Source organism: Actinokineospora xionganensis (genome assembly GCF_014323725.1).
GTDB classification, from domain to species: domain Bacteria; phylum Actinomycetota; class Actinomycetes; order Mycobacteriales; family Pseudonocardiaceae; genus Actinokineospora; species Actinokineospora xionganensis.
The window spans coordinates 26,027-48,641 of the sequence record NZ_JABVED010000018.1; the positions used below are offsets into that span (position 1 = coordinate 26,027).

Annotated in this window: 19 protein-coding genes; 12 read left to right on the forward strand and 7 right to left on the reverse strand. The window is 69.7% G+C overall.

The features are described 5' to 3' along the window. Positions 1-198: 198 nt before the first annotated feature. The gene (locus tag GPZ80_RS25920; RefSeq protein WP_187223706.1) at positions 199-846 is read right to left on the reverse strand and encodes a class I SAM-dependent DNA methyltransferase; all 648 of its coding nucleotides are present in this window, start codon (positions 844-846) and stop codon (positions 199-201) included. Beyond that, positions 843-1,739 carry a RecB family exonuclease gene (locus tag GPZ80_RS25925; protein ID WP_187223707.1) on the reverse strand — a complete coding sequence of 299 codons (897 nt, stop codon included), beginning with the start codon at positions 1,737-1,739 and terminating at the stop codon, positions 843-845. The genes GPZ80_RS25920 and GPZ80_RS25925 overlap by 4 nt, the downstream gene beginning before the upstream one ends. Positions 1,740-1,864: 125 nt before the next feature. On the opposite strand from GPZ80_RS25925, the gene GPZ80_RS25930 reads away from it, so the two are divergent. Then, positions 1,865-2,989, forward strand: a complete 1,125-nt coding sequence (locus GPZ80_RS25930; protein ID WP_187223708.1) for a site-2 protease family protein — start codon at positions 1,865-1,867, stop codon at positions 2,987-2,989. A 227-nt stretch (positions 2,990-3,216) separates the two neighbouring features. Further along, positions 3,217-4,050, forward strand: coding sequence for a tRNA (adenine-N1)-methyltransferase (locus GPZ80_RS25935; RefSeq protein WP_187223709.1), 834 nt, complete (start codon positions 3,217-3,219; stop codon positions 4,048-4,050). 58 nt (positions 4,051-4,108) lie between these two features. Here the strand turns inward: GPZ80_RS25935 and GPZ80_RS25940 are convergent, their stop codons facing one another. After that, positions 4,109-4,876 carry a flagellar basal body-associated FliL family protein gene (locus tag GPZ80_RS25940; protein ID WP_187223710.1) on the reverse strand — a complete coding sequence of 256 codons (768 nt, stop codon included), beginning with the start codon at positions 4,874-4,876 and terminating at the stop codon, positions 4,109-4,111. Between the two features lie 84 nt (positions 4,877-4,960). Further along, complete coding sequence (locus tag GPZ80_RS25945) at positions 4,961-5,620, reverse strand: flagellar basal body-associated FliL family protein (protein WP_187223711.1); 660 nt, start codon at positions 5,618-5,620, stop codon at positions 4,961-4,963. A gap of 453 nt (positions 5,621-6,073) precedes the next feature. Between GPZ80_RS25945 and arc the strand changes: the two genes are divergently transcribed. The 3 genes from arc to GPZ80_RS25960 all read left to right on the forward strand — a co-directional run bounded on the left by arc (position 6,074) and on the right by GPZ80_RS25960 (position 9,625). Continuing rightward, positions 6,074-7,912, forward strand: coding sequence for a proteasome ATPase (arc, locus tag GPZ80_RS25950; RefSeq protein ID WP_187223712.1), 1,839 nt, complete (start codon positions 6,074-6,076; stop codon positions 7,910-7,912). A 54-nt stretch (positions 7,913-7,966) separates the two neighbouring features. Further along, complete coding sequence (locus tag GPZ80_RS25955) at positions 7,967-8,851, forward strand: aldo/keto reductase (RefSeq protein ID WP_187223713.1); 885 nt, start codon at positions 7,967-7,969, stop codon at positions 8,849-8,851. 93 nt (positions 8,852-8,944) lie between these two features. Further along, positions 8,945-9,625, forward strand: a complete 681-nt coding sequence (locus GPZ80_RS25960; protein ID WP_187223714.1) for a hypothetical protein — start codon at positions 8,945-8,947, stop codon at positions 9,623-9,625. Positions 9,626-9,767: 142 nt separating this feature from the next. Here the strand turns inward: GPZ80_RS25960 and GPZ80_RS25965 are convergent, their stop codons facing one another. Then, complete coding sequence (locus tag GPZ80_RS25965; RefSeq protein ID WP_187223715.1) at positions 9,768-10,277, reverse strand: NUDIX hydrolase; 510 nt, start codon at positions 10,275-10,277, stop codon at positions 9,768-9,770. An 83-nt stretch (positions 10,278-10,360) separates the two neighbouring features. On the opposite strand from GPZ80_RS25965, the gene dop reads away from it, so the two are divergent. From dop to GPZ80_RS25995, 6 genes are all read left to right on the forward strand, one after another. Further along, positions 10,361-11,866 (forward strand): depupylase/deamidase Dop, encoded by a 1,506-nt coding sequence (dop, locus tag GPZ80_RS25970; protein ID WP_187223716.1) that lies wholly within the window; start codon positions 10,361-10,363, stop codon positions 11,864-11,866. Between the two features lie 150 nt (positions 11,867-12,016). Beyond that, complete coding sequence (locus tag GPZ80_RS25975; protein WP_091369973.1) at positions 12,017-12,211, forward strand: ubiquitin-like protein Pup; 195 nt, start codon at positions 12,017-12,019, stop codon at positions 12,209-12,211. 67 nt (positions 12,212-12,278) lie between these two features. Beyond that, positions 12,279-13,136, forward strand: a complete 858-nt coding sequence (prcB, locus tag GPZ80_RS25980; protein ID WP_187223717.1) for a proteasome subunit beta — start codon at positions 12,279-12,281, stop codon at positions 13,134-13,136. Between the two features lie 33 nt (positions 13,137-13,169). Then, on the forward strand, positions 13,170-13,955 hold the full coding sequence (prcA, locus tag GPZ80_RS25985; protein ID WP_187223718.1) for a proteasome subunit alpha: 786 nt from the start codon (positions 13,170-13,172) through the stop codon (positions 13,953-13,955). A 702-nt stretch (positions 13,956-14,657) separates the two neighbouring features. Then, the gene (locus GPZ80_RS33495; protein ID WP_187223719.1) at positions 14,658-17,582 is read left to right on the forward strand and encodes a S8 family serine peptidase; all 2,925 of its coding nucleotides are present in this window, start codon (positions 14,658-14,660) and stop codon (positions 17,580-17,582) included. Positions 17,583-17,781: 199 nt separating this feature from the next. Continuing rightward, positions 17,782-18,768: a LysR family transcriptional regulator gene (locus GPZ80_RS25995; RefSeq protein WP_187223720.1), complete on the forward strand. Its 987-nt coding sequence runs from the start codon at positions 17,782-17,784 to the stop codon at positions 18,766-18,768. 4 nt (positions 18,769-18,772) lie between these two features. On the opposite strand, the gene GPZ80_RS26000 is transcribed toward GPZ80_RS25995, so the two are convergent. Both GPZ80_RS26000 and GPZ80_RS26005 read right to left on the reverse strand, forming a co-directional pair. Next, complete coding sequence (locus tag GPZ80_RS26000) at positions 18,773-19,600, reverse strand: MOSC domain-containing protein (RefSeq protein ID WP_187223721.1); 828 nt, start codon at positions 19,598-19,600, stop codon at positions 18,773-18,775. A gap of 10 nt (positions 19,601-19,610) precedes the next feature. Beyond that, complete coding sequence (locus GPZ80_RS26005; protein ID WP_187223722.1) at positions 19,611-21,098, reverse strand: bifunctional phosphatase PAP2/diacylglycerol kinase family protein; 1,488 nt, start codon at positions 21,096-21,098, stop codon at positions 19,611-19,613. Between the two features lie 147 nt (positions 21,099-21,245). Here GPZ80_RS26005 and pafA point away from each other — a divergent pair, with 147 nt between their 5' ends. Beyond that, positions 21,246-22,604, forward strand: coding sequence for a Pup--protein ligase (gene pafA / locus GPZ80_RS26010; RefSeq protein WP_187223723.1), 1,359 nt, complete (start codon positions 21,246-21,248; stop codon positions 22,602-22,604). Positions 22,605-22,615 lie beyond the last annotated feature (11 nt).

Consider the following 22,615-nt stretch of genomic DNA (forward strand, 5'->3'; position numbering starts at 1 on the left):
GGTTCCCCGGACTTGGGGGTGCACCGTCGGGTGGTTGGGCTTGATTCGGGGACCCGTGAGATGGCCCTGTCGGTCGAGAAGGTGGGGAAAGGGAACCCCCGACCCCCGCGAGGGTAGGGCCAACTCCGCCCCGAATAAAGCCCGACCACCCGAAGCTGCAGGGGGTGTTTGCCTCGCCTCAGGCAATGGGGCAGGTCTTCACAGCCTCTGGGCCGTCCGTTGGCCGAAGAGATATGCCTGTGGAGTCGTCTCCTTGCCCGCGGCCTCTCGAATCATCCGAGCCCGCAGCTCGAACCCAGCCTCCACCAGCAACTCCTCGACAAGATCCACAGGCAGCCGATAGGCCTCACACGTCACCGCGTGGCCGTACGCCGAGGTGATCGTCTTGCGCTCGTCTCCGACCTGGAACGCGAGCAACACCTGTCCGCCAGGGGCAAGCACCCGGTGGAACGCCGCGAACACCACCGGCAACAGCGGGCGAGGGGTGTGGATGATCGAGTACCAGGCCACCACCCCGCGGAGTCCGCCGGACGGCAGATCCAACGCGGTGATCGTCCCCTCGTCGAACCGGATGTCCGGGTAGGACGCACGGGCTACCGAGATCATCCCAGGCGACAGGTCGACTCCGAAGGCGTCCACGCCAAGGGACCGCAGATGCGCGGTGATCCGACCAGGTCCGCAGCCGAGATCCGCCACCGGCCCTGTCCCCACCTGTTCGGCGAACGCGGAGAGCATCGCGCGGTCGAAAGGGCTGGCCGCGAGCGAATCGCGCAGTTGGATGGCGTAGTCGGCGGCGACGGTGTCGTAGGCCGCGCGGGTCACTGTCAGGTGCGCGGGCTCGGTCAATCGGCTCGCTCCAGGATTGTCTCGTCGCCCGAGTCCGGCTCCGGCCAGCCCGGGTACGGCGGTGGCGTGCCCCCGAACGCCGGGCAGATCGCCTGGTGCGAACACCAGTCGCAGAGTTTCGTCTTGTTCGGGCGGAAATCACCTGTCGGTGCCGCACGCAGAATCGCCGTCCAGATGGCGTCGAGGGTGCGTTCGAAGCGGGACAGCTCGGCTTCGTCCGGGGTGTAGGCCAGGGACTGGCGGTCGGCCAGGTACATCAGCCGCAGCTGGCGGGGGACCACGCCACGCAACCGCCACAGGGCCAAGGCGTAGAACTTCATCTGGAACAAGGCCTTCGCCTCGCCGATCTCGCGCGGGGCGACGCCCGTCTTGTAGTCGACCACCCGGATCTCGCCGGTCGGAGCGACGTCGAGGCGGTCGATGTAGCCGCGCAGCAGGACACCCGAGTCGAGTTCGGTCTCGACCAGCAACTCGCACGCCTCGGGCTGCAGCCTGCGCGGGTCCTCCAGCTCGAAGTACCCATCGACCAGACCGCCCGCGGACTCCAGCCAGGCCGTCAGCTGCTCCTCGACGCACTCACCGTCGAAGATCGCGGTCAGTCCGGGCTCCTCCGTCGAGAGCCGCTCCCAGGTCGGCGCGATCATCGCGTGGGCCCGGTCGGGCTGCCGCTCGTCGGCGGGCAGGGCATAGAGCTGCTCCAGAACCGCGTGCACGACCGTGCCGCGGACCTGTGCCTTCGTCGGGGTCTCCGGCAGCCGGTCCACCGCGCGGAACCGGTAGAGCAGCGGGCATTGCTTGAAGTCGCCCGCGCGTGACGGTGACAGCGCCGGTCGCCGCGGCGCCGCCGCCGCGTCGGGCGTCAAGCCGGGTTCCGTTCCTGGTCCGGAGAACATGCCCAGACCATAGTGTCGGGCACCGACAGTTCCGGTGAGGACGCCGAGCGTGTTCTGTGGCGCGTCACGAAGGCGATCACAGTGGCGATCAACGAGGTCACACCCGCCGGGCCTAAGGTGTCCCAATGGCGAGCACCACGGCACCCCGCGCGCCCGGCGGCCTGCTCCTGTTCCGCTACAGCGGTGTCCCGGTCGTCCTAGCGCCGTCGTGGTGGCTCGGCGCGGCCGCCGTGGTCGTCTTCTACACCCCACTTGTCGGCAGGCTGCTGCCCGGCGCGACCATGCTCACCTCGGTGCTGCTGGCCGCCGCGTTCGCCGTCCTGCTCGGGCTTTCGGTGCTCGCGCACGAACTCGGACACTGCGTTGTCGCGCTGCGCCTCGGCCTGCCCGTGCGCAGGCTTCGGCTGTTCCTGCTCGGCGGGCTGTCGGAGATCGTCCGCACCCCCAGCAAGCCCGGCCACGAAGGCGCCATCGCCGTCGCCGGGCCCGCCGTGTCGGTGCTGCTGGCCGCCGTGTTCGGTCTCGCCGCCGCCGTGATGCCCGCGTCCGGTCCGGTGTGGGTGCTGGTCCTGGAGTGCGCGCTGGCCAACGCCGCCGTCTCGATCTTCAACCTCCTGCCCGGGCTGCCGCTCGACGGTGGCCGGATGCTGCGCGCGGGGGTCTGGGCGCTCACCGGCAAACGCGCGACCGGCACCCGCGCCGCGGTGGTGGGTGGCTGGGCTGTGGCCGCCCTGCTCGTCCTCTGGGCGCTGTGGGGCCTGGCCACCGAGGCGCCGGACCGCTGGCTGCGCCTGGGTGTGTGCCTGCTGACCGCCTGGTTCGTCGGCGCGGGCGCGGGTGGAGAACTGGCCCACGAGCGGCTCCGCACCTGGCCTGCCGGGCTGCGGCTCAGCGACCTGGTCCGTCCCATTCTGCAACTGCCCGCTGAGAGCCCCGTGGCCGACGCGCTCATCGCCGCGGCGGGTCGCGGGGTCGTGCTCGTGCGTGCCGACGGGGTCGCCGCGGGCTTGCTCGACGAGATCGCCGCCCGCGAACTTGCTGAGCGCTCCCCGCACGCGCCCGCCGAACTCGCCGCCGAGCCGATCCGCCCCGAGTCGGTCCTGCTGGCCGCCGAATCGGGCGAGGACATCATCGACCGCGTCCACGAGACCGCCTCCTGGCAGTTCCTCGTCGTCGACGACGAGGGCCGACCGAGCGGCGTTCTGCACCGCGACGATCTCCGCGCCGCCCTCGACCGAGGGGTTGACTGACCGGCCCACTTCACCTTCTGCGACCATCCAGTGTCGCGCGGACGAGGGTTCGTGCCCGTCCCGGCGCCCCACGCGGCCCCTGGCCGCGTTGTCGGAAGGCCCACGTACAACCCCGGTACGAGGACCTTCCTCCGCGTTGCCAGGAACCACGTGGATCACCGGGACGGGCACGAACCCTCGACCACGCGCCACCGGTTGGTTCACAGCAGGACGGAAGCGAGGCGTCGGTGTCGGCACGCAAGGTCAGCGGTCCCTTCGAGGCAGGGGACCGGGTACAGCTCACCGACCCCAAGGGCAGGCACTACACCCTGATCCTCGAGACGGGCGAGAAGTACCACACCCACCGCGGCGCGCTCGCCCACGACGACATCATCGGGCAGCCCGAGGGGTCCGTGGTCAGCTCCGCCGCGGGCACGTCCTACCTGGCGCTGCGCCCGCTGCTGTCGGACTACGTGCTGTCGATGCCGCGCGGCGCCCAAGTGATCTACCCGAAGGACGCCGCCCAGATCGTCATGCAGGGCGACATCTTCCCGGGGGCGCGCGTGCTGGAGGCCGGGGCGGGATCCGGCGCGCTGACCTGCTCGCTGCTGCGCGCGGTCGGCCCCACGGGCAGCGTCACGTCCTACGAGATCCGCCAGGACCACGCCGACCACGCCGAGCGCAACGTGGTCCAGTTCTACGGGGAGCACCCCGAGAACTGGACGCTGACCGTGTCCGACCTGGCCGAGCACTCCGGCGAGGTCGACCGGGTCATCCTCGACATGCTGGCTCCCTGGGAGCAACTCGGCGTGGTCGCGGAGAACCTCATCCCCGGGGGCGTCCTGGTCGTCTATGTGGCGACCACGACCCAGCTGTCAAAGGTCACCGAGGCGCTGCGCGAGCAGACCTGCTGGACCGAACCGCAGGCCTGGGAGACGCTCATCCGGCCGTGGCACGTCGTCGGGCTGGCCGTGCGCCCCGAGCACCGGATGATCGGGCACACCGCGTTCCTGCTGACCGCGCGCAGGCTCGCCGACGGCGTCGTCGCGCCCCGCCCGCAGCGCCGTCCCAGCAAAGGCTAGAACGGAGAAACCGGGTGGTCAGGGCCTGTCGCCCCGGCCACCCGGTTTCGTCGGAACGTCAGATCGAGACGCACCAGCCCTTGGGCCGCTTCTCCAACACGATCGGGAACTTGAGCGGCGAGCTGCCCCCGATCACGACATCAATGTCGACCTTGGCGTTCTCCGCGCCGATGAGCGAGGGCTCGCCCGCCACCGTCGCCTTGACCTCGACGTCCTCGGCGCCCGCGTCGGCCACCGACGTGTAGAGGATGCCGGGGTCGGTCCCGGAGCAGGTCAGCGCCGTGGCCGCGGCCTCATCCTTGGCGTTGACGGCGTCGGCGTACTTCTCGGCCAAGGCCGCGATGTCCGCCGTGCCTGCCCCGCCACCGCCGCCTGCCTTCTTCGTGGTGGTGGTCGTCGTCGTTTCCTCGGTGGTCTCGGTGGGCTCGTCCTCGGTCGTCGTGGGCCTCGGCTTCGCCGAAGTGGACTGGTCCGTCCCGGCCGTGGTGCTGGGCTTGTCGGAACTCTTGTTCAGGAAATACACGCCGGTGCCCGCGCCGCCGAGCACCAGCAGCGCGATCGCGACGATCGCCACGATCTTGCCCGTGTTGCTCTTGGGCGGCTCACCGCCGGGCCCGTAGCCGCCATACTGCTGTTGCTGCTGCTGGGAGTACGGATCCGGGGCGTTGTACGGGTCCGGCGGGACCTGGCCGTACTGCTGGGTCTGGTCGTAGCCCTGCGGCTGCCCCCACGTAGGCGGCTGGCCATAGGGCTGCTGGCCGTAGGGGTCGGGCTGACCGTGCGGGTCTTGGCCGTACGGGCCGGGCTGCTGCGGTGGGTAGGTCATCTCCGGACCCGACTCCTCGGTTCATGTGGGAACGCTCGTTGATCAATCGCCGCCCGAAGGGCGGTGCCGCGGGGTCGATCGTGATCAGGCGGGTTCTTCTCCGCAGAACCGCCAGACGCCGTCTTCCTTGACGATCTTGATGCGGATGTGGGCGTCCTTGGCCTCGCCGGTCTCCGGGGTCAGCGTGAGGTCGATCTCCGCGGTGGCGACGGAGCCCTTGACCTCGGGCTCGCCCTTCGCCGTGCCCTTGACCTCGTACTTGCTCAGCTTCTCTTCGAGCGTGCTCGTGTCGGTCCCGTACTTGTTCTTGTAGGGCGCGCACGCCTGGGCGGTGACCGCCGCGAAGTCCTTCTCCTCGTACGCGGTGACGTAGGCGTCGACGATGTCGCCGGGCGAGCTCGCGGGACCATCGGCGGGCTTGGTCGACTTCGTCCCCGAGGGCTTGTCGGTCTCCGACGGGTCGGGATTCGCCTCCGAGGTCGCCGGAGCGGCCGCCGGGGGCTTGTCGCCGCCCTTGGTCAGGAAGAAGACGCCCACGCCCGCCCCGCCGAGCACCAGCACGGCGATGGCGACGATCGCGACGATCTTGCCGGTGTTCTTGGGCGCCGGTGGTTCGCCGCCGCCGGGGTATCCACCGAGGCCCTGGTACGGGGGTTGCGCCGCGAAGGGGTCAGGCTGCTGCCCATATGGCCCCTGAGGCCCCTGCGGGCCGAACGGGCCGGGCTGCTGCGGTGGGTAGGTCATGCTCGCCCCTGACTCCTCGTGGCTGCTTTCGACAACGTTTCATAGGACGGCTCGGGAGCCGTCTCGTTCCCTTCGGAAGGTATCCCGTGAGGGTGACCTTCGTGGTATGGCCACCCTATTGGCCCCGCGGGTGGTATACGGCCCCGGGGAACCCAGGACGGGCCGACGGGTTCCGAGTCCCACCCGGCCCGTCCGGAGTGGACCCGGGCGCGTGGCGACAGGAGAGTGTCCACATCGTGGCCAAATGGGGTTGCCAACGTGGCGCGCGGTTGGCGTAATACACCGACGCAACGTAGCGCCGTGGCAGGCCTCCGGATGCCCGGCTTGGTGGATCAAGTGCCGCCGAGTGGGTATTGCTGAGGTATGACACGCGGGTTCCGACAGCTGGATGCTCTGTTGTTGTCGGTGATCGCCGGTACCGTAGAAGGTACGAGTTCGGGAGGAGGTGCCGACATGCAGCACGATCGTCCCGGCAGTCGGCCAGAAGAAGCCGACGATGAGCACGGTGACACGCCCGGCCAGCCAGAGGAGCGCGAGTCGCGCTCGGAGGCCGCGCAGATCCGATTCCTTGAAGAGGAAGTCTCCCTGCTGCGCCGGAAACTGACGGAATCGCCGCGGCATTCGCGGCTGCTCGAGCAACGGTTGGCCGAGGCGTCGGAGCGCGTGAGTCAGCTCACTGAGCGCAACGCCAAATTGGTCGACACGCTGCGTGAGGCGCGCAGCCAGTTGCTCGCGTTGCGTGAGGAGGTCGATCGACTAGCCCAGCCACCCAGTGGTTACGGCGTGTTCCTGACCGTGCACGACGACGGCACCGTCGACGTGTTCACGGCGGGTCGGCGGATGCGGGTCTCGGTCTCGCCCGCGGTCGAGGCGGACACACTGCGCCGCGGTCAGTCAGTGCGGCTCAACGAGGCGCTGACCGTGGTCGAGGGCGGTGGATACGAACGCATCGGCGAGGTCTCGACGCTGCGTGAGCTGCTCACCGGCCTCGAGGAGGAGAAGCCGAGCCGCGCGCTCGTCGTCGGGCACGCCGACGAGGAGCGAGTGGTCTGGCTCGCCGATCCGCTGATGGACTCCCCGCTCAAACCCGGCGACTCACTGTTGGTCGACACCAAATCCGGCTACGCGTACGAACGGGTCCCCAAGGCCGAGGTCGAGGACCTCGTGCTCGAGGAGGTCCCGGACGTCGACTACTCCGACATCGGTGGCCTGTTCCGGCAGATCGAGCAGATCCGCGACGCCGTGGAGCTGCCCTTCCTGCACAAGGACCTGTTCGCCGAGTACGAGCTGCGCCCACCCAAGGGCGTGCTGCTCTACGGCCCGCCCGGCTGCGGGAAGACGCTCATCGCGAAAGCGGTGGCGAACTCCCTGGCCAAGCAGGTCGCGGCGGCCCGGGCCAGCAAGGACCCGTCGGGTGCGCCGCAGCCGTCGGAAGCCAAGTCCTACTTCCTGAACATCAAGGGTCCGGAGCTGCTCAACAAGTTCGTCGGCGAGACCGAGCGGCACATCCGGATGATCTTCCAGCGGGCGCGTGAGAAGGCGTCCGAAGGCACCCCGGTGATCGTGTTCTTCGATGAGATGGACTCGATCTTCCGAACCCGAGGCAGTGGTGTGTCCTCCGACGTGGAGACCACGATCGTGCCTCAGTTGCTCAGTGAGATCGACGGTGTGGAGGGCCTGGAGAACGTCATCGTCATCGGCGCGTCCAACCGCGAGGACATGATCGACCCGGCGATCCTGCGACCCGGCAGGCTCGACGTGAAGATCAAGATCGAGCGGCCGGACGCGGAGGCGGCGAAGGACATCTTCTCCAAGTACCTCACCACCAGCCTCCCGATCCACGAAGAGGATCTGGCGGAGTTCGCGGGCGACAAGCGCGCCTGCCTCGACGCCATGATCCAGCACACCGTCGAGCGCATGTACGAGGAGACCGAGGAGAACCGCTTCCTCGAGGTCACCTACGCCAACGGAGACAAGGAAGTGCTCTACTTCCGCGACTTCAACTCCGGCGCGATGATCCAGAACATCGTCGACCGGTCCAAGAAGGCGGCGATCAAGTCGGTGCTGGAGACCCAGCAGCGCGGCTTGCGCGTGCAGCACCTGCTCGACGCGATCGTCGACGAGTTCGCCGAGAACGAGGACCTGCCCAACACGACCAACCCGGACGACTGGGCACGGATCTCGGGCAAGAAGGGCGAGCGCATCGTCTACATCCGCACCCTGGTGACCGGCAAGAACCAGGATTCGGGTCGGGCGATCGACACGGCCACGAACACCGGCCAGTACCTCTAGTCGAGTTCGGTGTGGGGCCCCGCGCGCACGCGGGGCCCCATCCATACTCGGGGGGTGCGATTCACTCTCGGCCTTGCCGCGCTGGGCAGGCCCGCCTACCTCAACCTCGGCCGCGACCTCCCCGAAGACCGCGGCGTCGAGACCCTTCGATCGACCACTTGGGCCATCCTCGACGCCGCCTACGCGGCGGGCGTGCGGCGGGTGGACACCGCGCGGTCCTATGGCCGGGCCGAGGAGTTCCTTGCAGGCTGGCTGGACGCCCGCGGTCACGACGACGTCACCGTGTCCTCCAAGTGGGGCTACACCTACGTCGGCGACTGGCGCGTGGACGCCACGGTGCACGAGGTCAAGGAACACACGCTGCCCCGCTTCCGGGCCCAGTGGGCCGAATCCCGCGCCCTGCTCGGCTCGCGGATCGCGCTCTACCAAGTGCACTCGCTGACCGTGGACAGTCCATTGTTCGCCGACGAGCCGCTCCTCGACGCTCTCGCCGAACTGGCGGATTCGGGTCAGCGCCTGGGCTTCTCCACCTCGGGTCCCGCCCAGGCCGACGCCGTCCGCCGGGGCCTGGCCCTGCGGCGCGGGGGAGTGACGATCTTCACCGCCGTCCAGTCCACGTGGAACCTCCTGGAACCCTCGGCGGCCCCAGCCCTGGCTGAAGCCCACGCGGCGGGCGCCCACGTCGCGATCAAGGAAGCCCTGGCCAACGGCAGACTCGCCGTCGAACCGCCGCCCACGCTGCCCGAACCCGCCGACGCGGTCGCCTTGGCTGCCGCCCTGGCCCAGCCGTGGGCCGACACGGTCCTGATCGGCCCGGTCACCCGCGCCCAACTCGCCTCGAACCTGCGCGCCGCCTCGCTGGACCCGGTGGACCCGCCCGACCTCGCCGAACCCGCCGCCGAGTACTGGGCGACCCGGTCGCGGCTGCCGTGGACCTGAGCGGGCCGCGCGCGGCACCGAACCCCTTGACGGGACCGCCCGCCATGGGCCGGTAGGTTTTGATCGACAGGTCCCTTTCCCGAAAGGACGCTCGTGCGTCGTGTGCAGGCGCTGGCAGGCGCCGCCGTGCTCCCCGTTCTCCTGGCCACGGCTTGCTCTGACCGCCCGAACGACCTCTACACGTACTACGACGACCCTTCGCCGGAGGTGACCACGCAGGTCGCCCCGAGCCCCACGGCGGCCACCACCGCGCGGGTCACGACCACTACCGCCAAGCGCGTGTCCGACCCGGCAGCGGCCGCGCTGAGCGCCGTCGACCTCGCGGCCGAAGAGGTCCAGCCCGATGGCACCCCGACGACCGCTGTCCTCGCGGCCCTGCCCGACTGCGCCGCCCCGCTGCCGTCCGCGACGGATGCCGTGGCGTCGACCTGGCGGTACGCGAGCGGATCCGTCCTGCGCCAGTACGTGGCCGTCCACGGCGCCGCCGCGGCCGTCGACACCATCAAGGGGGCCCTCACCTGCGGCGCCTTCACCGTCGACGGCCTGCGCTACGAGATCGACAGCGCGGCCAAGGCAGCGGTCCCTCCCGGCGTCGACGCCGGGCACAGTTGGTGTGCCACCAACCCCCGCCGCTCGACCTGCACCCTGGCGCTGGCGAGCGCGGACGTGCTGAGCGTCGTCAGCGTGGAGGCCTCGACCCTGGCCCGCGCCCAGGCCGCGATCGCACGGCTGGCCCCGGTCGCCGCGGGCAAGCTGACCAGCCTGAACGACTAGCGGTCACCGGCCGCGAAGCACCGACGGGACCGGCACGTCCGGGCCGGCCGAGGCCGCTGACCCCGGGCTCTGAGCACCAGGTACATCAGTTCCTCGGTCAGCTGCCGTGCGCTACCACCGGCGGCGCGCACGTGTGCCGATCTCAACGGTCGAGTTCGCGGCGGAAGAACTCCTCGATGGCGATCCGGCCGTCGGGGACGAACGGCCACGCCGGGTCCGCCAGCCGCACGCGCAGTTCGTCGAGGTCCATCCAGCCGCCCGAGGCGATCTCCGACTCCTGGATGACGACCTCGCCGTCCCACCACGCCTCGTAGGCGTAGAGGTGGATCCGGGTGCCGTCGACGTCGGCGCTCGTGGTGAACAAAGGCACCAAGGGCACTCCCGTGATGCCGAGTTCCTCCGCCAGTTCCCGCTCCGCGCAGTCCCACGGCGTCTCGCCCGCCCCGACCACACCGCCCGCCCAGCAGTCGTGCACGCCCGGGAAGACGTCCTTGTCGTCCGTGCGGCGGTGGACGAACACCCGGTTGCCGGAGCGGACCAGGATCGCGCTCGCGGCGTGCCACAGGCCCTCCGCGCGCATCCTGCGGCGGGTCGCCGAGCCCACCACCTCGCCGTCCGCCGAGTACACCGCCACCAGTTCGTCGCCGCCCATGGTGTGATCGTCCCATCAGATCCCCCCACTGCCCGGCGCGGCTCACGTCCGTGTCGTCGGTGCGGACCCGTAGGGTGGAAGACATGCGGCGGATCATGGGAACCGAGGTCGAGTACGGCATCTCCGTGCCGGGCGACCCCACGGCCAACCCGGTGTTGACATCGACTCAGGTCGTCCTGGCGTACGCGGCCGCGGCCGACATCCCGCGGGCCCGCCGGGCGCGGTGGGACTACGAGGTGGAATCGCCGCTGCGCGACGCGCGCGGGTTCGACCTGGGGGCGCCCGGCATGGCCCCGTCGGACCCCGACGTGGAGGACCTGGGCGCGGCCAACGTCATCCTCACCAACGGCGCGCGCCTCTACGTCGACCACGCCCACCCCGAGTACTCCGCGCCTGAGGTCACCAACGCGCGCGACGCCGTCATCTGGGACAAGGCGGGCGAGCGGGTGATGGAGGAGGCCGCGATGCGCGCGGCCACCGTCCCCGGACAGCCGCGGCTTCAGCTCTACAAGAACAACGTCGACGGCAAGGGCGCCAGCTACGGCACCCACGAGAACTACCTGATGGCCCGCAACACCCCGTTCACGTCGATCATCGCGGGCCTCACCCCGTTCTTCGCCTCGCGCCAGGTCGTCTGCGGCTCCGGCCGCGTCGGCCTCGGCGTCGCGGGGGAGGAGGCGGGCTTCCAGCTCTCCCAGCGCTCGGACTACATCGAGGTCGAGGTCGGCCTGGAGACCACGCTCAAGCGCGGCATCATCAACACCCGCGACGAGCCGCACGCCGACGCCGACAAGTACCGCCGCCTGCACGTGATCATCGGCGACGCGAACCTGGCCGAGACCTCGACGTACCTCAAGGTCGGCACCACCGCCCTGGTCCTCGACATGATCGAGTCCGGTATCCGGTTCGACCACCTCAAGCTCGCCGACCCGGTCCGCGCGGTGCACGTGCTCAGCCACGACCCGACACTCAAGGCGACGGTCGAGCTGACCAACGGCCGCAAGTTCACCGGTTTGGACCTGCAGAACGCCTACCACGAGATGATCGCCGCGCACGTCGACCGGATCGAGGCCGACGCCGTCGGCCGCGACGTCCTGCGCACCTGGGGCGAGATCCTCGACGCCCTCGCGCGCGACCCGATGGAGTGCGCCGACCGGCTCGACTGGCCCGCGAAGCTGCGGCTGCTGGAGGGCTTCCGGGCCCGCGACGGCCTCAACTGGAACTCCCCTCGGCTGCACCTGGTCGACCTGCAGTACTCCGACGTGCGCCTCGACAAGGGCCTCTACAACCGCCTTGTCGCCCGCGGCTCGATGAAGCGCCTGGTGACCGAGGACGAGGTCCGCACGGCCGTCTACACCCCGCCGTCGGACACCCGCGCCTACTTCCGCGGCCGCTGCCTGGAGCGCTACCCGAACTCCATCGCGGCCGCATCGTGGGATTCGGTCATCTTCGACCTCGGCCGGGAGTCGCTGGTGCGCATCCCGACCCTGGAGCCGCTGCGCGGCACCAAAGCCCACGTCGGGGACCTGCTCGACGCCGCCGACACCGCCGAACAGCTCGTGGACAAGCTCACCGGCACGAAACGCTGAGCTAGAATGATCACAAGTAGTGTGAAGACGACAACCAACCGTGACCCAAGGGGACCGTGACGGCAGTCTCCACGGTGACCGCATTTTCGGAAGTTACCTACGGACCGCCACAACTGGGTAAATTCCGGGGAGGCGGAACAGGAGGTCTCAATGTCCCAGGAGCAGACACAGCGGCAGGGTGGCGGTGACGGCGACGACGGCGCCGAGGACACCACCGCGGCGGGTCAGGAACGACGCGAGAAGCTCGGCGACGACACCGACGCGATCCTCGACGAGATCGACGACGTGCTCGAGGAGAACGCCGAGGACTTCGTCCGCGCGTACGTGCAAAAGGGCGGCGAGTAAGCCCCCCGCCCGCGCGGTCACCAGCCCAACCCCCCGGCGACGCCGAAAACAGGAATTGAAAGAAGGCATGGAACACACCTCGTCCCGAGGGCCGCGAGGAGCCTCGCTCTCGCCTGCCCACCTGTCAGCCGGTTCGTCGTCGTTCACCGACTTCCTGCGCTCCCAGGCGCCCGAACTCCTTCCTGGGCGCCGCGTCGCCGACGCGCCCGCCGTGAGCCGCGCGGACATCCCGCACGGCACGACCATCGTGGCGGTCACCTTCGCCGGCGGTGTGCTCATCGCGGGCGACCGCCGGGCCACCGCGGGCAACCTGATCGCCCAGCGCGACATCGAGAAGGTCTACGTCACCGACGAGTACTCGTCGGTGGGCATCGCGGGCACCGCGGGCCTCGCGGTGGAGCTGGTCCGGCTCTACACGGTCGAACTGCGCCACTACGAGAAGATCGAGGGCGTCGGCCTCTCGCTCGACGGCAAGACCAACAAGCTGGCCAGCATGGTCCGCGGCAACCTCGACGTGGCCATGGCGGGCCTCGCGGTGCTGCCGCTGTTCGTCGGCTACGACATCGACGCCGACGACCCGGCCACCGCGGGCCGGATCGTGTCCTTCGACGTCACCGGCGGCCGCTACGAGGAGCGCGCGGGCTTCCACGCCATCGGCTCCGGCTCGATGTTCGCCAAGTCCGCACTCAAGAAGCTCTACGACCCCGAGGGCGACAAGGCGACCGCCGTCCGCGCGGCCGTCGAGGCCCTATTCGACGCCGCCGACGACGACTCCGCCACCGGCGGACCGGACTTGGCCCGCCGGATCTACCCCAGCATCGTCACCATCACCGCCGACGACGGCGCCCAGCGCCTGTCGGAGGCGGACACGGCCTCCGTGGCCGAAGCCGTGGTGAACGACCGGTCCGAACGCCCCCGCGGCTGACCGACATCCCCGCCGAGTTAAGGAGCCTGCCCCGTGACGATGCCGTTGTACGCCTCGCCCGAGCAGCTGATGCGCGACCGCTCGGAGTACGCCCGCAAGGGTATCGCCCGGGGCCGCAGCGTCGTCGCGCTGAAGTACGCCGACGGCGTGCTGTTCGTCGCCGAGAACCCGTCGGCGACCCTGCACAAGGTCTCGGAGATCTACGACCGCATCGGCTTCGCCGCCGCGGGCCGCTACAGCGAATATGAGAGCCTGCGCCGCGGCGGCATCCGCCACGTCGACCTGTGGGGCTACTCCTACGACCGACGCGACGTCTCGGCCCGGCAACTGGCGAACGTCTACGCCCAGACCCTCGGCACGATCTTCACCGAGCAGGTCAAGCCGATGGAGGTCGAGATCTGCGTCGCCGAGGTGGGTGCCACGGCAAGGCAGGACCAGCTTTACCGCCTGACGTACGACGGCTCCATCGTCGACGAACCGCAGTTCCTGGTGATGGGCGGCCAAACCGACCCGATCGCCGCCCTCCTCAAGGAAACCTTCGAGGACGGCATCCCCCTGAGCGACGCGGTCCGACTGGCCCTCAAGGCCCTGGCGGCAGGCGCGGCGAACAGCGCGGCGAAGACCGCGGGGGAGACCACGCTGGACAAGCTCGAGGTGGCGGTCCTCGACCGCGGCAGGCCCACCCGCGCCTTCCGCCGCATCACCGGAGCGGCCCTCACAGCGCTGCTCCCGGCCGACGAACGCCCTGCGGAGTCCACCCCGGAATCCCCCGCGAAGCCGATCGAGGACGTCGAACTACCGCCCACTGAGGGCGAATAACTCCAGGCGAATGGGAGCAGCCCGGTGGAGGCCTGAGAGGCCGCCACCGGGCTGCACTCTTTGGTGAGGCCGAATGCCCTGCCGCTGAAGCCCGCTCATCACCCGGCGTCCCTAACGCAGGCGGGCCGGACCGATCGGCCTGCTCGGATGATCCGTCCACCACCCATACAGGCACCCCCGCATGCAGCCGCAGACACCCCCGGCATCAAGCCGCGAACACCGAGCACCCAAGCCGCGAGCACCTGAGCATCGAGTCGCAGCCAGTGAGCGAGTTGGACCAATGCCGCACCAGCGTGGGCCGTCCGCCCGTGAACACTGATCCATCAGGACGCCACCACCCCGTTGCCCCCGGTTGCAACTACGTCAACCCAACGCGATAACCCCTGTTCACGCGCATGTTATGGGCTTCCGGGATAGGCCGAACCGGTATTTGGCGAGTCATAGTCCCTCAACGACCAATTTCCGGCCGGCGATCGTGAGGATCGTGGATGCCAAGTGAGGGCTAGGCGTCCGCAGGCCGGAAGGGTCGTGTCCCAACCCCTGCATTCGTGAGGACAACCCATGTTCGGTGCCACACGGAGACGACGGGCCGTCACGCTCGCTGTCTCGACAGTGCTGGTCGGTGCCGCTATCGCAGTCCCCGGACTCGCCAACGCCGCATCCCCCGCAGAAGCTCCCATCCGTCTGGTGACAGGTGAGTTCTTGACCAGCTCACTGGCCGCCGTCCCGCATGGACTTGAGGCCCGGACGCTCGGTACGAGCGAGCGCGGCAGCTACCTCGTCCAGTTCCAGGGCCCGGTCCGCGAGGACTGGAAGGCAGGCCTGACCGCCCTGGGCGCGACGATCGTCGAGTACATCCCCGACAACGCGTTCAAGGTCCGGATGAACCCGGGCCAGGCGCAGCGCGCGAGCAAGCTGGCAGGCGTGCACTACGTGGGTCGCTTCCAGTCGGCGTGGAAGGTCACGCAGGAAGCCAAGGCGAAGATCGACGAGGGCAAGGCAGGCATCTACAAGGTGCGCGCCGAGAACGGTGTCGACCTGACCGCGGTCCGCCGCGCCGCCGAGGGCACCGGCGCCGTCGTCACCAAGCAGTCCGACGGCACGCTGCTCGTCGCGGCCGAGCCCGGTCAGGCCAGCCAGATCGCGGGCATCGAGGACGTGTCGTTCATCGACAAGTTCCGCGTCCACGAGAAGCACAACGAGCACGCCGCGGGCACCATCATGCGGGGCGCGCAGGCCAACGCCCGCGGTTACGACGGTTCCTCGCAGACCGTCGCGGTCGCCGACACCGGCCTTGGTGGCGGCACCGCCGCCACCGCCCACCCGGACATCCCGGCGACCCGCATCCAGGCCGTGCGCGCCTGGGCGGGCGCCGACGCGATCGGGTGCTATGACGTCCAGCCCGACGGCGCCGTCGACGTCGACAGCGGCCACGGCACGCACGTCGCGGTCTCCGTCGTCGGCGACGGCATGGCCGACGGCACCGGCAAGGCCGCCGCCTACGGCGCCCGGCTGGTCTTCCAGGCCGTCGAGGACTACGTCGACATGACGGGCAACTGCGCCGCGCAGTACGCGGACGGGTACTACCTGCTGGGTCTGCCCGACGACCTCACCACGCTGTTCCAGCAGGCCTACGACGACGGCGCCCGGATCCACGCCAACTCGTGGGGCTCGGACGCGAACGGCAGCTACACCGACACCTCGCAGGGTGCGGACAAGTTCATCAACACCCACCGCGACATGCTGATCACCTTCAGTGCGGGCAACTCGGGCACCGACGCCAACAGCGACGGTGTCATCGACAACGACTCCATCGGCGCCCCGGCCACGGCCAAGAACGTCCTGACGGTCGGCGCCTCGGAGAACGGCAAGGCCCAGTCGCCCTGCGACTCGACCCTGACCTACCAGGCGCAGACCGCCAAGGAGCAGGCGACCTTCAACAACCGCACCTGCAAGGACGTCAACGGCGTCAACGTCATTCCCAGCTGGGGTGACTGGTGGCCCAACGACTACCCGGCCGAGCCGATCAAGTCCGACTCGCAGACCGGTAACCCGCAGCAGGTGACCGCCTTCTCCAGCCGCGGCCCGACCGACGACGGCCGGATCAAGCCCGACATCGTGGCACCCGGCTCCTGGATCCTGTCCGGTTACTCGGACAAGCACCAGCAGCAGTACGACGGCGCCGCCGCGAACAACCCGAAGAACGGCAAGCCGCAGAACGACGGCTACGGGTTCCCGCTGAACGACGACTACAAGTACTTCAGCGGCACGTCGATGTCGAACCCGCTGGCCGCCGGTGGCGCCACCGTGGTCCGCGACTTCTACAGCAAGAAGCACTCGGTCAACGCCACCGCGGCGCTGGTCAAGGGCACCCTGATCAACTCCGCGACCGACCTCCTCGACGAGAACGAGGACGGCGTCAACGACAACGACCTGCCCGTGCCGAACATGCACGAGGGCTGGGGCATGGTGAACCTGGACAAGGCCACCGCGGGTACCGCGAAGTTCGTCGACGAGGCCACCACGGGCCTGGCCACCGGCGGGGTCTCCGAGACCAAGTACACCGTCCAGGCGGGTCAGCCGCTGAAGGTCACGATGGCGTACTCCGACAAGGAAGCGGCCGTCAACGCGGCGGTCACCCTGGTCAACGACCTCGACCTCGAGGTCGTCTCGCCGACCGGCACCGTCCACCGGGGCAACGTCTTCGCGGGTGGCTGGTCGAACACCGGCGGCACCGCGGACCGTCGCAACAACCTGGAGAACGTCTTCATCCAGAACGCCGCCGCGGGTGAGTGGACCGTTCGGGTCCGCGGCCACAACGTCCCGTCCGGGCCGCAGAAGTTCGCCCTGGTCGTCGACGGCACCTTCGGCACCGGCGGCGACACCAACGCCAACCCGGTCGTGACCAACCCCGGCAACAAGACCACGCAGATCAACACCGCGGTGAACCTGCAGATCCAGGCCACCGACGCGAACAACGACCCGCTGACCTACGCGGCGTCGGGTCTGCCGACCGGTCTGAGCATCGGCGCGAGCAACGGCCTCATCGCCGGAACGCCGACCGTGGCGGGCACGTCCAACGTGACCGTCACCGTCACCGACGGCAAGGGTGGCAGCGGCAACACCGCCTTCACCTGGACCGTCACCGCCACGACGCAGCCCAACCAGCTGCTGGCCAACCCCGGCTTCGAGTCCGGCACCACCGGCTGGAGCGGAACCACGGGCGTGATCACGTCTTCCACCGCGCGTCCGACGCACGGCGGTTCCTGGTGGGCGTATTTCGGCGGCAACGGCCGGACCACCACGGAGAACCTGTACCAGCAGGTGAGCATCCCGGCCTCCGCCACGAGCGCGAGCGTCTCCTACTGGGTCCGGATCGACACCGCGGAGACGACCGCCTACACGGCGTACGACAAGTTGCAGCTGCAGGTCCTCAACAGCTCCGGCAGCGTGCTGAGCACCCTCGGCACCGTGTCCAACCTGAACAAGAGCACGTCCTACGTCCAGAAGACGTACGACCTGTCGGCCTACAAGGGGCAGACGATCCGGCTCAGGTGGCTGATGAACGAGGACGTCACGCTGCAGACGACGTTCGCGGTGGATGACACGGCAGTGACCGTGTCGTAGCGAGAAAAGCGACCGTGGCGCGGTCAGCACTACCTGGCCGTGCCACGGTGACCAATAGTTGAGTGATAAACAGGTCTGGCGACGTCTGGGTAGACGTCGCCAGACCTGTTTCTACACGCCGCTCCCAAGAATTGTGGGGTCCCTCCCACCAGGCGGTCTGGGATTTGCATAACGCCGCGCCAGAGGGCATAACTTTGGTGTGCACGAGCTGGAACTTCGCCATCTTCGAGTCATCATCGCTGTCGCGGACGCGGGCAGCCTGTCCAAGGCCGCCGTTCAACTCGGGGTTTCGCAACCCGCGCTGACCGCCCAGCTGCAACGCCTCGAGCGCCGGGTGGGCGGCCTGCTGTTCGCCCGCTCGGGCACCGGCGTCGTGCCGACCGACCTGGGCAGCTACGTCCTGTCCGCGGCCCGGCTCGTCCTCACCGACGTCGACGAGCTCATGGCCGGGATCAAGCAGCGCACCCAGGCGGTGACGGTCGCGGGGATGATCCGCGTCGGCGGCCCGCCCGGCCTCATCGTCCCGCTGTTCGCCACCGCCATCGCCGAGCGCCTCGGCAACGCCGAGACGTCCATCGACATCGATTCCAACCCGGTGGAGCTGGCCCGCAAGGTCCTCGACGGCAAGCTCGACTTCGCCGTGCTGGAGGAGAACCCCGGTTTCCGCACACCGCTGCCCGCGCAGCTGCACAGCCGGGTGATGCTCAGCGCGCCCATGTTCGTGGCCCTGTCCGAGACCCACCGCCTGGCAGGTGTCGGCGACATCGACCTGCGCGAGCTCGCCGACGAGAACTGGGTCCTGCCCCCGGTCGGCGAGGTCCCCGAGCAGCTCGCGCTGCTTCGCGCGTGCGCGGGAAGCGGGTTCACCCCGAAGATCAAGCACCAGGTCTCCGACTCGACCACCACCCGCGCCCTGGTCCAGGCAGGCGCGGTGACCCTCGCCAAGCCGGTCGCGCGCGAGGGCAACGGGCTGGTGATCCGCAACATCGCGGGCACCCCGCTCCGCCATGAGATCGTCCTGATCTGGCATGAGGAGAGCACCCTGGCGGGCGCGGCCGAGCAGGCGCCGACGTCGCTGCTGGAGGCCTACTCCAAGCTGGTCGACACCAACCCGCTGTTCGCGGCCTGGTGGGCCGAGCACAAGGACTCTCCGGCCGACGGAGCCACCAGGGCTGTCCGCCACTGACCCTTCAGAACTCCGACTCGCCCCACGTGTCGACGGTCAGCGCGTCGCCGACGGAGAGTTTGCCGGTGCGCAGGACGGAGAACTTCGCGCCGAAGGAGACCCCGCCGGCGGCGGCCCGGCGGTAGGCGGCCAGGGTCCGCAGGGGTTCCGGCCCGGCCTTGGTCCCCGCCTCCTGGTCCACGGTGGTGACCACGCAGCGGATCGCGAGCTTGGTGTACCCGAGATCGCAGTCGCCGATCCGCACCCGCCGCACCCGGTCCTCGGTGGACGGCTCCGCCCAGCCGTCGATGACGAGGTTGGCCCGGAAGCGGTCGAGCGGCATCGGGTCGGCGCCCGCGGCCACCAGTCGCGTGTTCAGCTCGGCCAGCGTCGAGCGGCTCAGCAGGTGCACGGCGGAGCTGTCCGCGTAGCCCGAGGTGCCGGGGACCTGGCCGTCGGTCACCCGGTCGTGCTCCGGCGGCACCCGCACCAGGCGCACCCGCTCGCCCAGGACCTCGCTGAGCCACGCCGCCGCCTCACCGCCGAGGTCGATGCCCCGGTACGGGTCGCCGAACATGGTGAGGTCCCGCCGCGGTCGGGTCAGGTCGACCTCGACGTCGACCGGCGTGAAGCCCGGGGCCCGCAGGGTGATCCGGTCGCCCGCCGCGCTCACCGACGGCTCGATGACGGCCAGCCTGGGGGAGCGGCGCTGGCTGCGGAACACCCCGTCCTCGCCGATGACCATGAACGTCCGGTCATGCGCCAGGCCGGCGGACGTCATCAGCGCGTCCGCCAGGGGGACGCCCGCGCATCCCTTGATGGGGAAGCACTTCAGGTCGGTCACGATCGCCACGGGGGCGACGTTACCTGTAGACGCACAGCGCCCGGGGTCGTGATTCGAACTCGAACCGGTTCGCCAGCGGGCCGACCTCGCCGTCGGTGGCGACCCGGCGGTGGCCGTCGAGCAGGTCGACCCGCAGCCGCGGCACGTCGAGTTCGCGGTAGACGTGGCTGGCGTGCAGGGTCCGGGTCACCGTCGCGAGGACGAACCGCGCGCGGGAGAACGGCACGTCGGCCCGCAGGTATCGGACATCGAGCAGGCCGGTGTCCAACGCGGGCCGACGGGTCGGCGCGAAGCCCTTCGGGTCGTACGTCCCGTTGCCCACGAACAGCCACCACACCAGGTGCGGCCGCCCGTCGAGCGCCATCCGGATGGGCTGCGCGCGGCGCAGCGTGCGGGCCATCGCCACCGCGCCCGCGGGCCACTTCGGCCAGCCCTTGCTTTCGAGCTTCTCCCGGATCCGCACCATCTCCGGGTAGCCGCCGACACTCGCGGTGTTGACAAACCACCGGTGTCGCTCGCCGCCACCGCGCTCGATGATCTTGACCCCGGCGAGGTCGATCTCCACACCTCGACCCTCGCGGACGGCGTCCCCTGCGTCGTCCGCGGTCTCCACGCCGATGTCACGGGCGAAGTGGTTGAGCGTGCCCGAGGGGATCAGCACCAGCGGCAGACCGAACTCCGCGGCGACCGCGGCGACAGCGGCGACGGTCCCGTCACCACCGGCGACGCCGAGCGCGCGAACTTCCTCGGTCGACTTCTTGACCTGGTCGGAGAGGTCCTCGATGAGATCGGCGCCCGCGACCGGGTTGACCACCGTGGCCTTCGGCCAGCGCAGGCGCAGTTCGTCGGTCGGGTCCTCACCGAGCCCCGAATGCGGGTTGACCAGAACCAACAGCCCCTCGCCGTCCCCGAGCGGCTCCACCTTGGCCTCGTGGGCGGTGTGCGCGGGCCCCTGCTCCGCCACCGGCCACCAGTGCCGCACCGCGTACGCCGCGCCGACCCCGATCGCCGCGCCCGCGACGATGTCGCTGGGCCAGTGCACCCCGGTGTGCACCCGCGAGTACGCCACCGCGCCCGCCAGCGGCGCCAACGCCACGGCCGTGCGCGGGCTCTCCATCGCGACGGCCGTGGTGAACGCGACCGCCGACGCGGCGTGCCCGGACGGGAAGGACGAGCTGGTCGGGCGCTTGACCAGGCGGCGGTAGGTCGGGAGCAACTCGGCGGCGGGCCGCCTGCGGGGGAAGACGTTCTTGGCGACCAGGTTCGCCGAGACGCTGGCGAACGCGATCGAGCCGACGCCGCGCACCGCGGCCCGCCGCGTGGGGCCCTTCGCGACCGCCAGGACCGCGGCGACCGCGAACCACAGCTTCCCGTGGTTCGCCGAGGTCGACAGTCGCTTGAGGCCTACATCGGTGCGGGTGTGCGGCAGCCCCGCGACTTGCCTGACCAGCGCCTGGTCGACCTGGTTGACCCCGCGGACGGAGTGGTGGCGGATTCGTCCCAACATGATCCTTGATTCAACAGGACGGCGCAGTGCTCCGCTTGACGGTCCGTCTCAGATGAACACTGGGTTACCGAAGGTCGACGACACAATTTGTGGACCTTCCCCGAACGGCGCTCGGTCCTTGTCGGTCTTTGCGCCTAGGCTTAGGGAATGCAGCGGCGGATCTTCGGAATCGAGACCGAATTCGGCGTGACCTGTACGTTCCACGGGCAGCGCAGGCTGTCCCCGGACGAGGTCGCGCGGTACTTGTTTCGGCGCGTGGTGTCGTGGGGCCGTTCCTCGAACGTCTTCCTGCGCAATGGGTCACGCCTCTACCTGGATGTCGGTTCGCACCCCGAGTACGCCACGGCGGAGTGCGACGACCTGGTCCAACTGGTCACCCACGACAAGGCCGGAGAGCGGATCCTCGAGGACCTGCTCGTCGACGCCGAACGCCGCCTCGCCGATGAGGGCATCGGCGGCGACATCTTCCTGTTCAAGAACAACACCGACTCCGCGGGCAACTCCTACGGTTGCCACGAGAACTTCCTGGTCACCCGGGCAGGCGAGTTCTCCCGGATCGCCGACGTGCTCCTGCCGTTCCTCGTCACCCGCCAGCTGATCTGCGGCGCGGGCAAGGTCCTGCAGACCCCTCGCGGCGCCGTGTACTGCCTCTCGCAGCGCGCGGAGCACATCTGGGAGGGCGTCTCCAGCGCCACCACCAGGTCCCGCCCGATCATCAACACCCGCGACGAGCCGCACGCCGACGCCGAGCGCTACCGGCGCCTGCACGTCATCGTCGGCGACTCCAACATGTCCGAGTCGACCACGCTGCTCAAGGTCGGCACCGCCAACCTGGTGCTGGAGATGATCGAGGACGGCGTCCAGTTCCGGGACTTCAGCCTCGACAACCCGATCCGCGCCATCCGCGAGATCAGCCACGACCTCACCGGCCGCAGGCTGGTCCGACTCGCGGGTGGCCGCGAGGCCTCGGCGCTCGACATCCAGCGCGAGTACTACTCCAAGGCGGTCGAGCACGTCGCCCGCCGCTCGCCGGACCCGCTGGCGCAGCGCGTGGTCGACATGTGGGGCAAGGTGCTCGACGCGGTCGAGGCCCAGGACCTCACCCGGATCGACCGCGAGATCGACTGGGCGATCAAGCACCGGCTGCTCGAGCGCTACCAGGCCAAGCACAACCTCGACCTGTCCAGCGCCCGCATCGCCCAACTCGACCTGGCCTACCACGACATTCGTCGCGGCCGGGGCATCTTCGACCTGCTGCAGCGCAAGGACCTGGTGGCCAGGGTGACCGACGACGGCGAGATCGAGGCCGCCAAGGACACCCCGCCGCAGACCACGCGGGCCAAGCTGCGCGGCGACTTCATCGCCGCCGCCCAGCAGGCGGGCCGCGACTTCACCGTCGACTGGGTCCACCTCAAGCTCAACGACCAGGCGCAGCGCACCGTGCTGTGCAAGGACCCGTTCCGCGCGGTCGACGAACGTGTGGAACGCCTGATCGCCTCGCTGTAAATGGTTTGGCC

Excerpts from the sequence above, each read along its gene's own strand:
- GPZ80_RS26005 (WP_187223722.1), bottom strand. The coding sequence starts at position 21,098 with ATGTTGGGACGAATCCGCCACCACTCCGTCCGCGGGGTCAACCAGGTC.
- GPZ80_RS25940 (WP_187223710.1), bottom strand. The coding sequence starts at position 4,876 with ATGACCTACCCACCGCAGCAGCCCGGCCCGTACGGCCAAGACCCGCAC.
- GPZ80_RS25930 (WP_187223708.1), top strand. The coding sequence starts at position 1,865 with ATGGCGAGCACCACGGCACCCCGCGCGCCCGGCGGCCTGCTCCTGTTC.
- GPZ80_RS25965 (WP_187223715.1), bottom strand. The coding sequence starts at position 10,277 with ATGGGCGGCGACGAACTGGTGGCGGTGTACTCGGCGGACGGCGAGGTG.
- GPZ80_RS25945 (WP_187223711.1), bottom strand. The coding sequence starts at position 5,620 with ATGACCTACCCACCGCAGCAGCCCGGCCCGTTCGGCCCGCAGGGGCCT.
- GPZ80_RS25925 (WP_187223707.1), bottom strand. The coding sequence starts at position 1,739 with ATGTTCTCCGGACCAGGAACGGAACCCGGCTTGACGCCCGACGCGGCG.
- GPZ80_RS25975 (WP_091369973.1), top strand. The coding sequence starts at position 12,017 with ATGTCCCAGGAGCAGACACAGCGGCAGGGTGGCGGTGACGGCGACGAC.
- dop (WP_187223716.1), top strand. The coding sequence starts at position 10,361 with ATGCGGCGGATCATGGGAACCGAGGTCGAGTACGGCATCTCCGTGCCG.
- arc (WP_187223712.1), top strand. The coding sequence starts at position 6,074 with ATGCAGCACGATCGTCCCGGCAGTCGGCCAGAAGAAGCCGACGATGAG.
- pafA (WP_187223723.1), top strand. The coding sequence starts at position 21,246 with ATGCAGCGGCGGATCTTCGGAATCGAGACCGAATTCGGCGTGACCTGT.
- prcB (WP_187223717.1), top strand. The coding sequence starts at position 12,279 with ATGGAACACACCTCGTCCCGAGGGCCGCGAGGAGCCTCGCTCTCGCCT.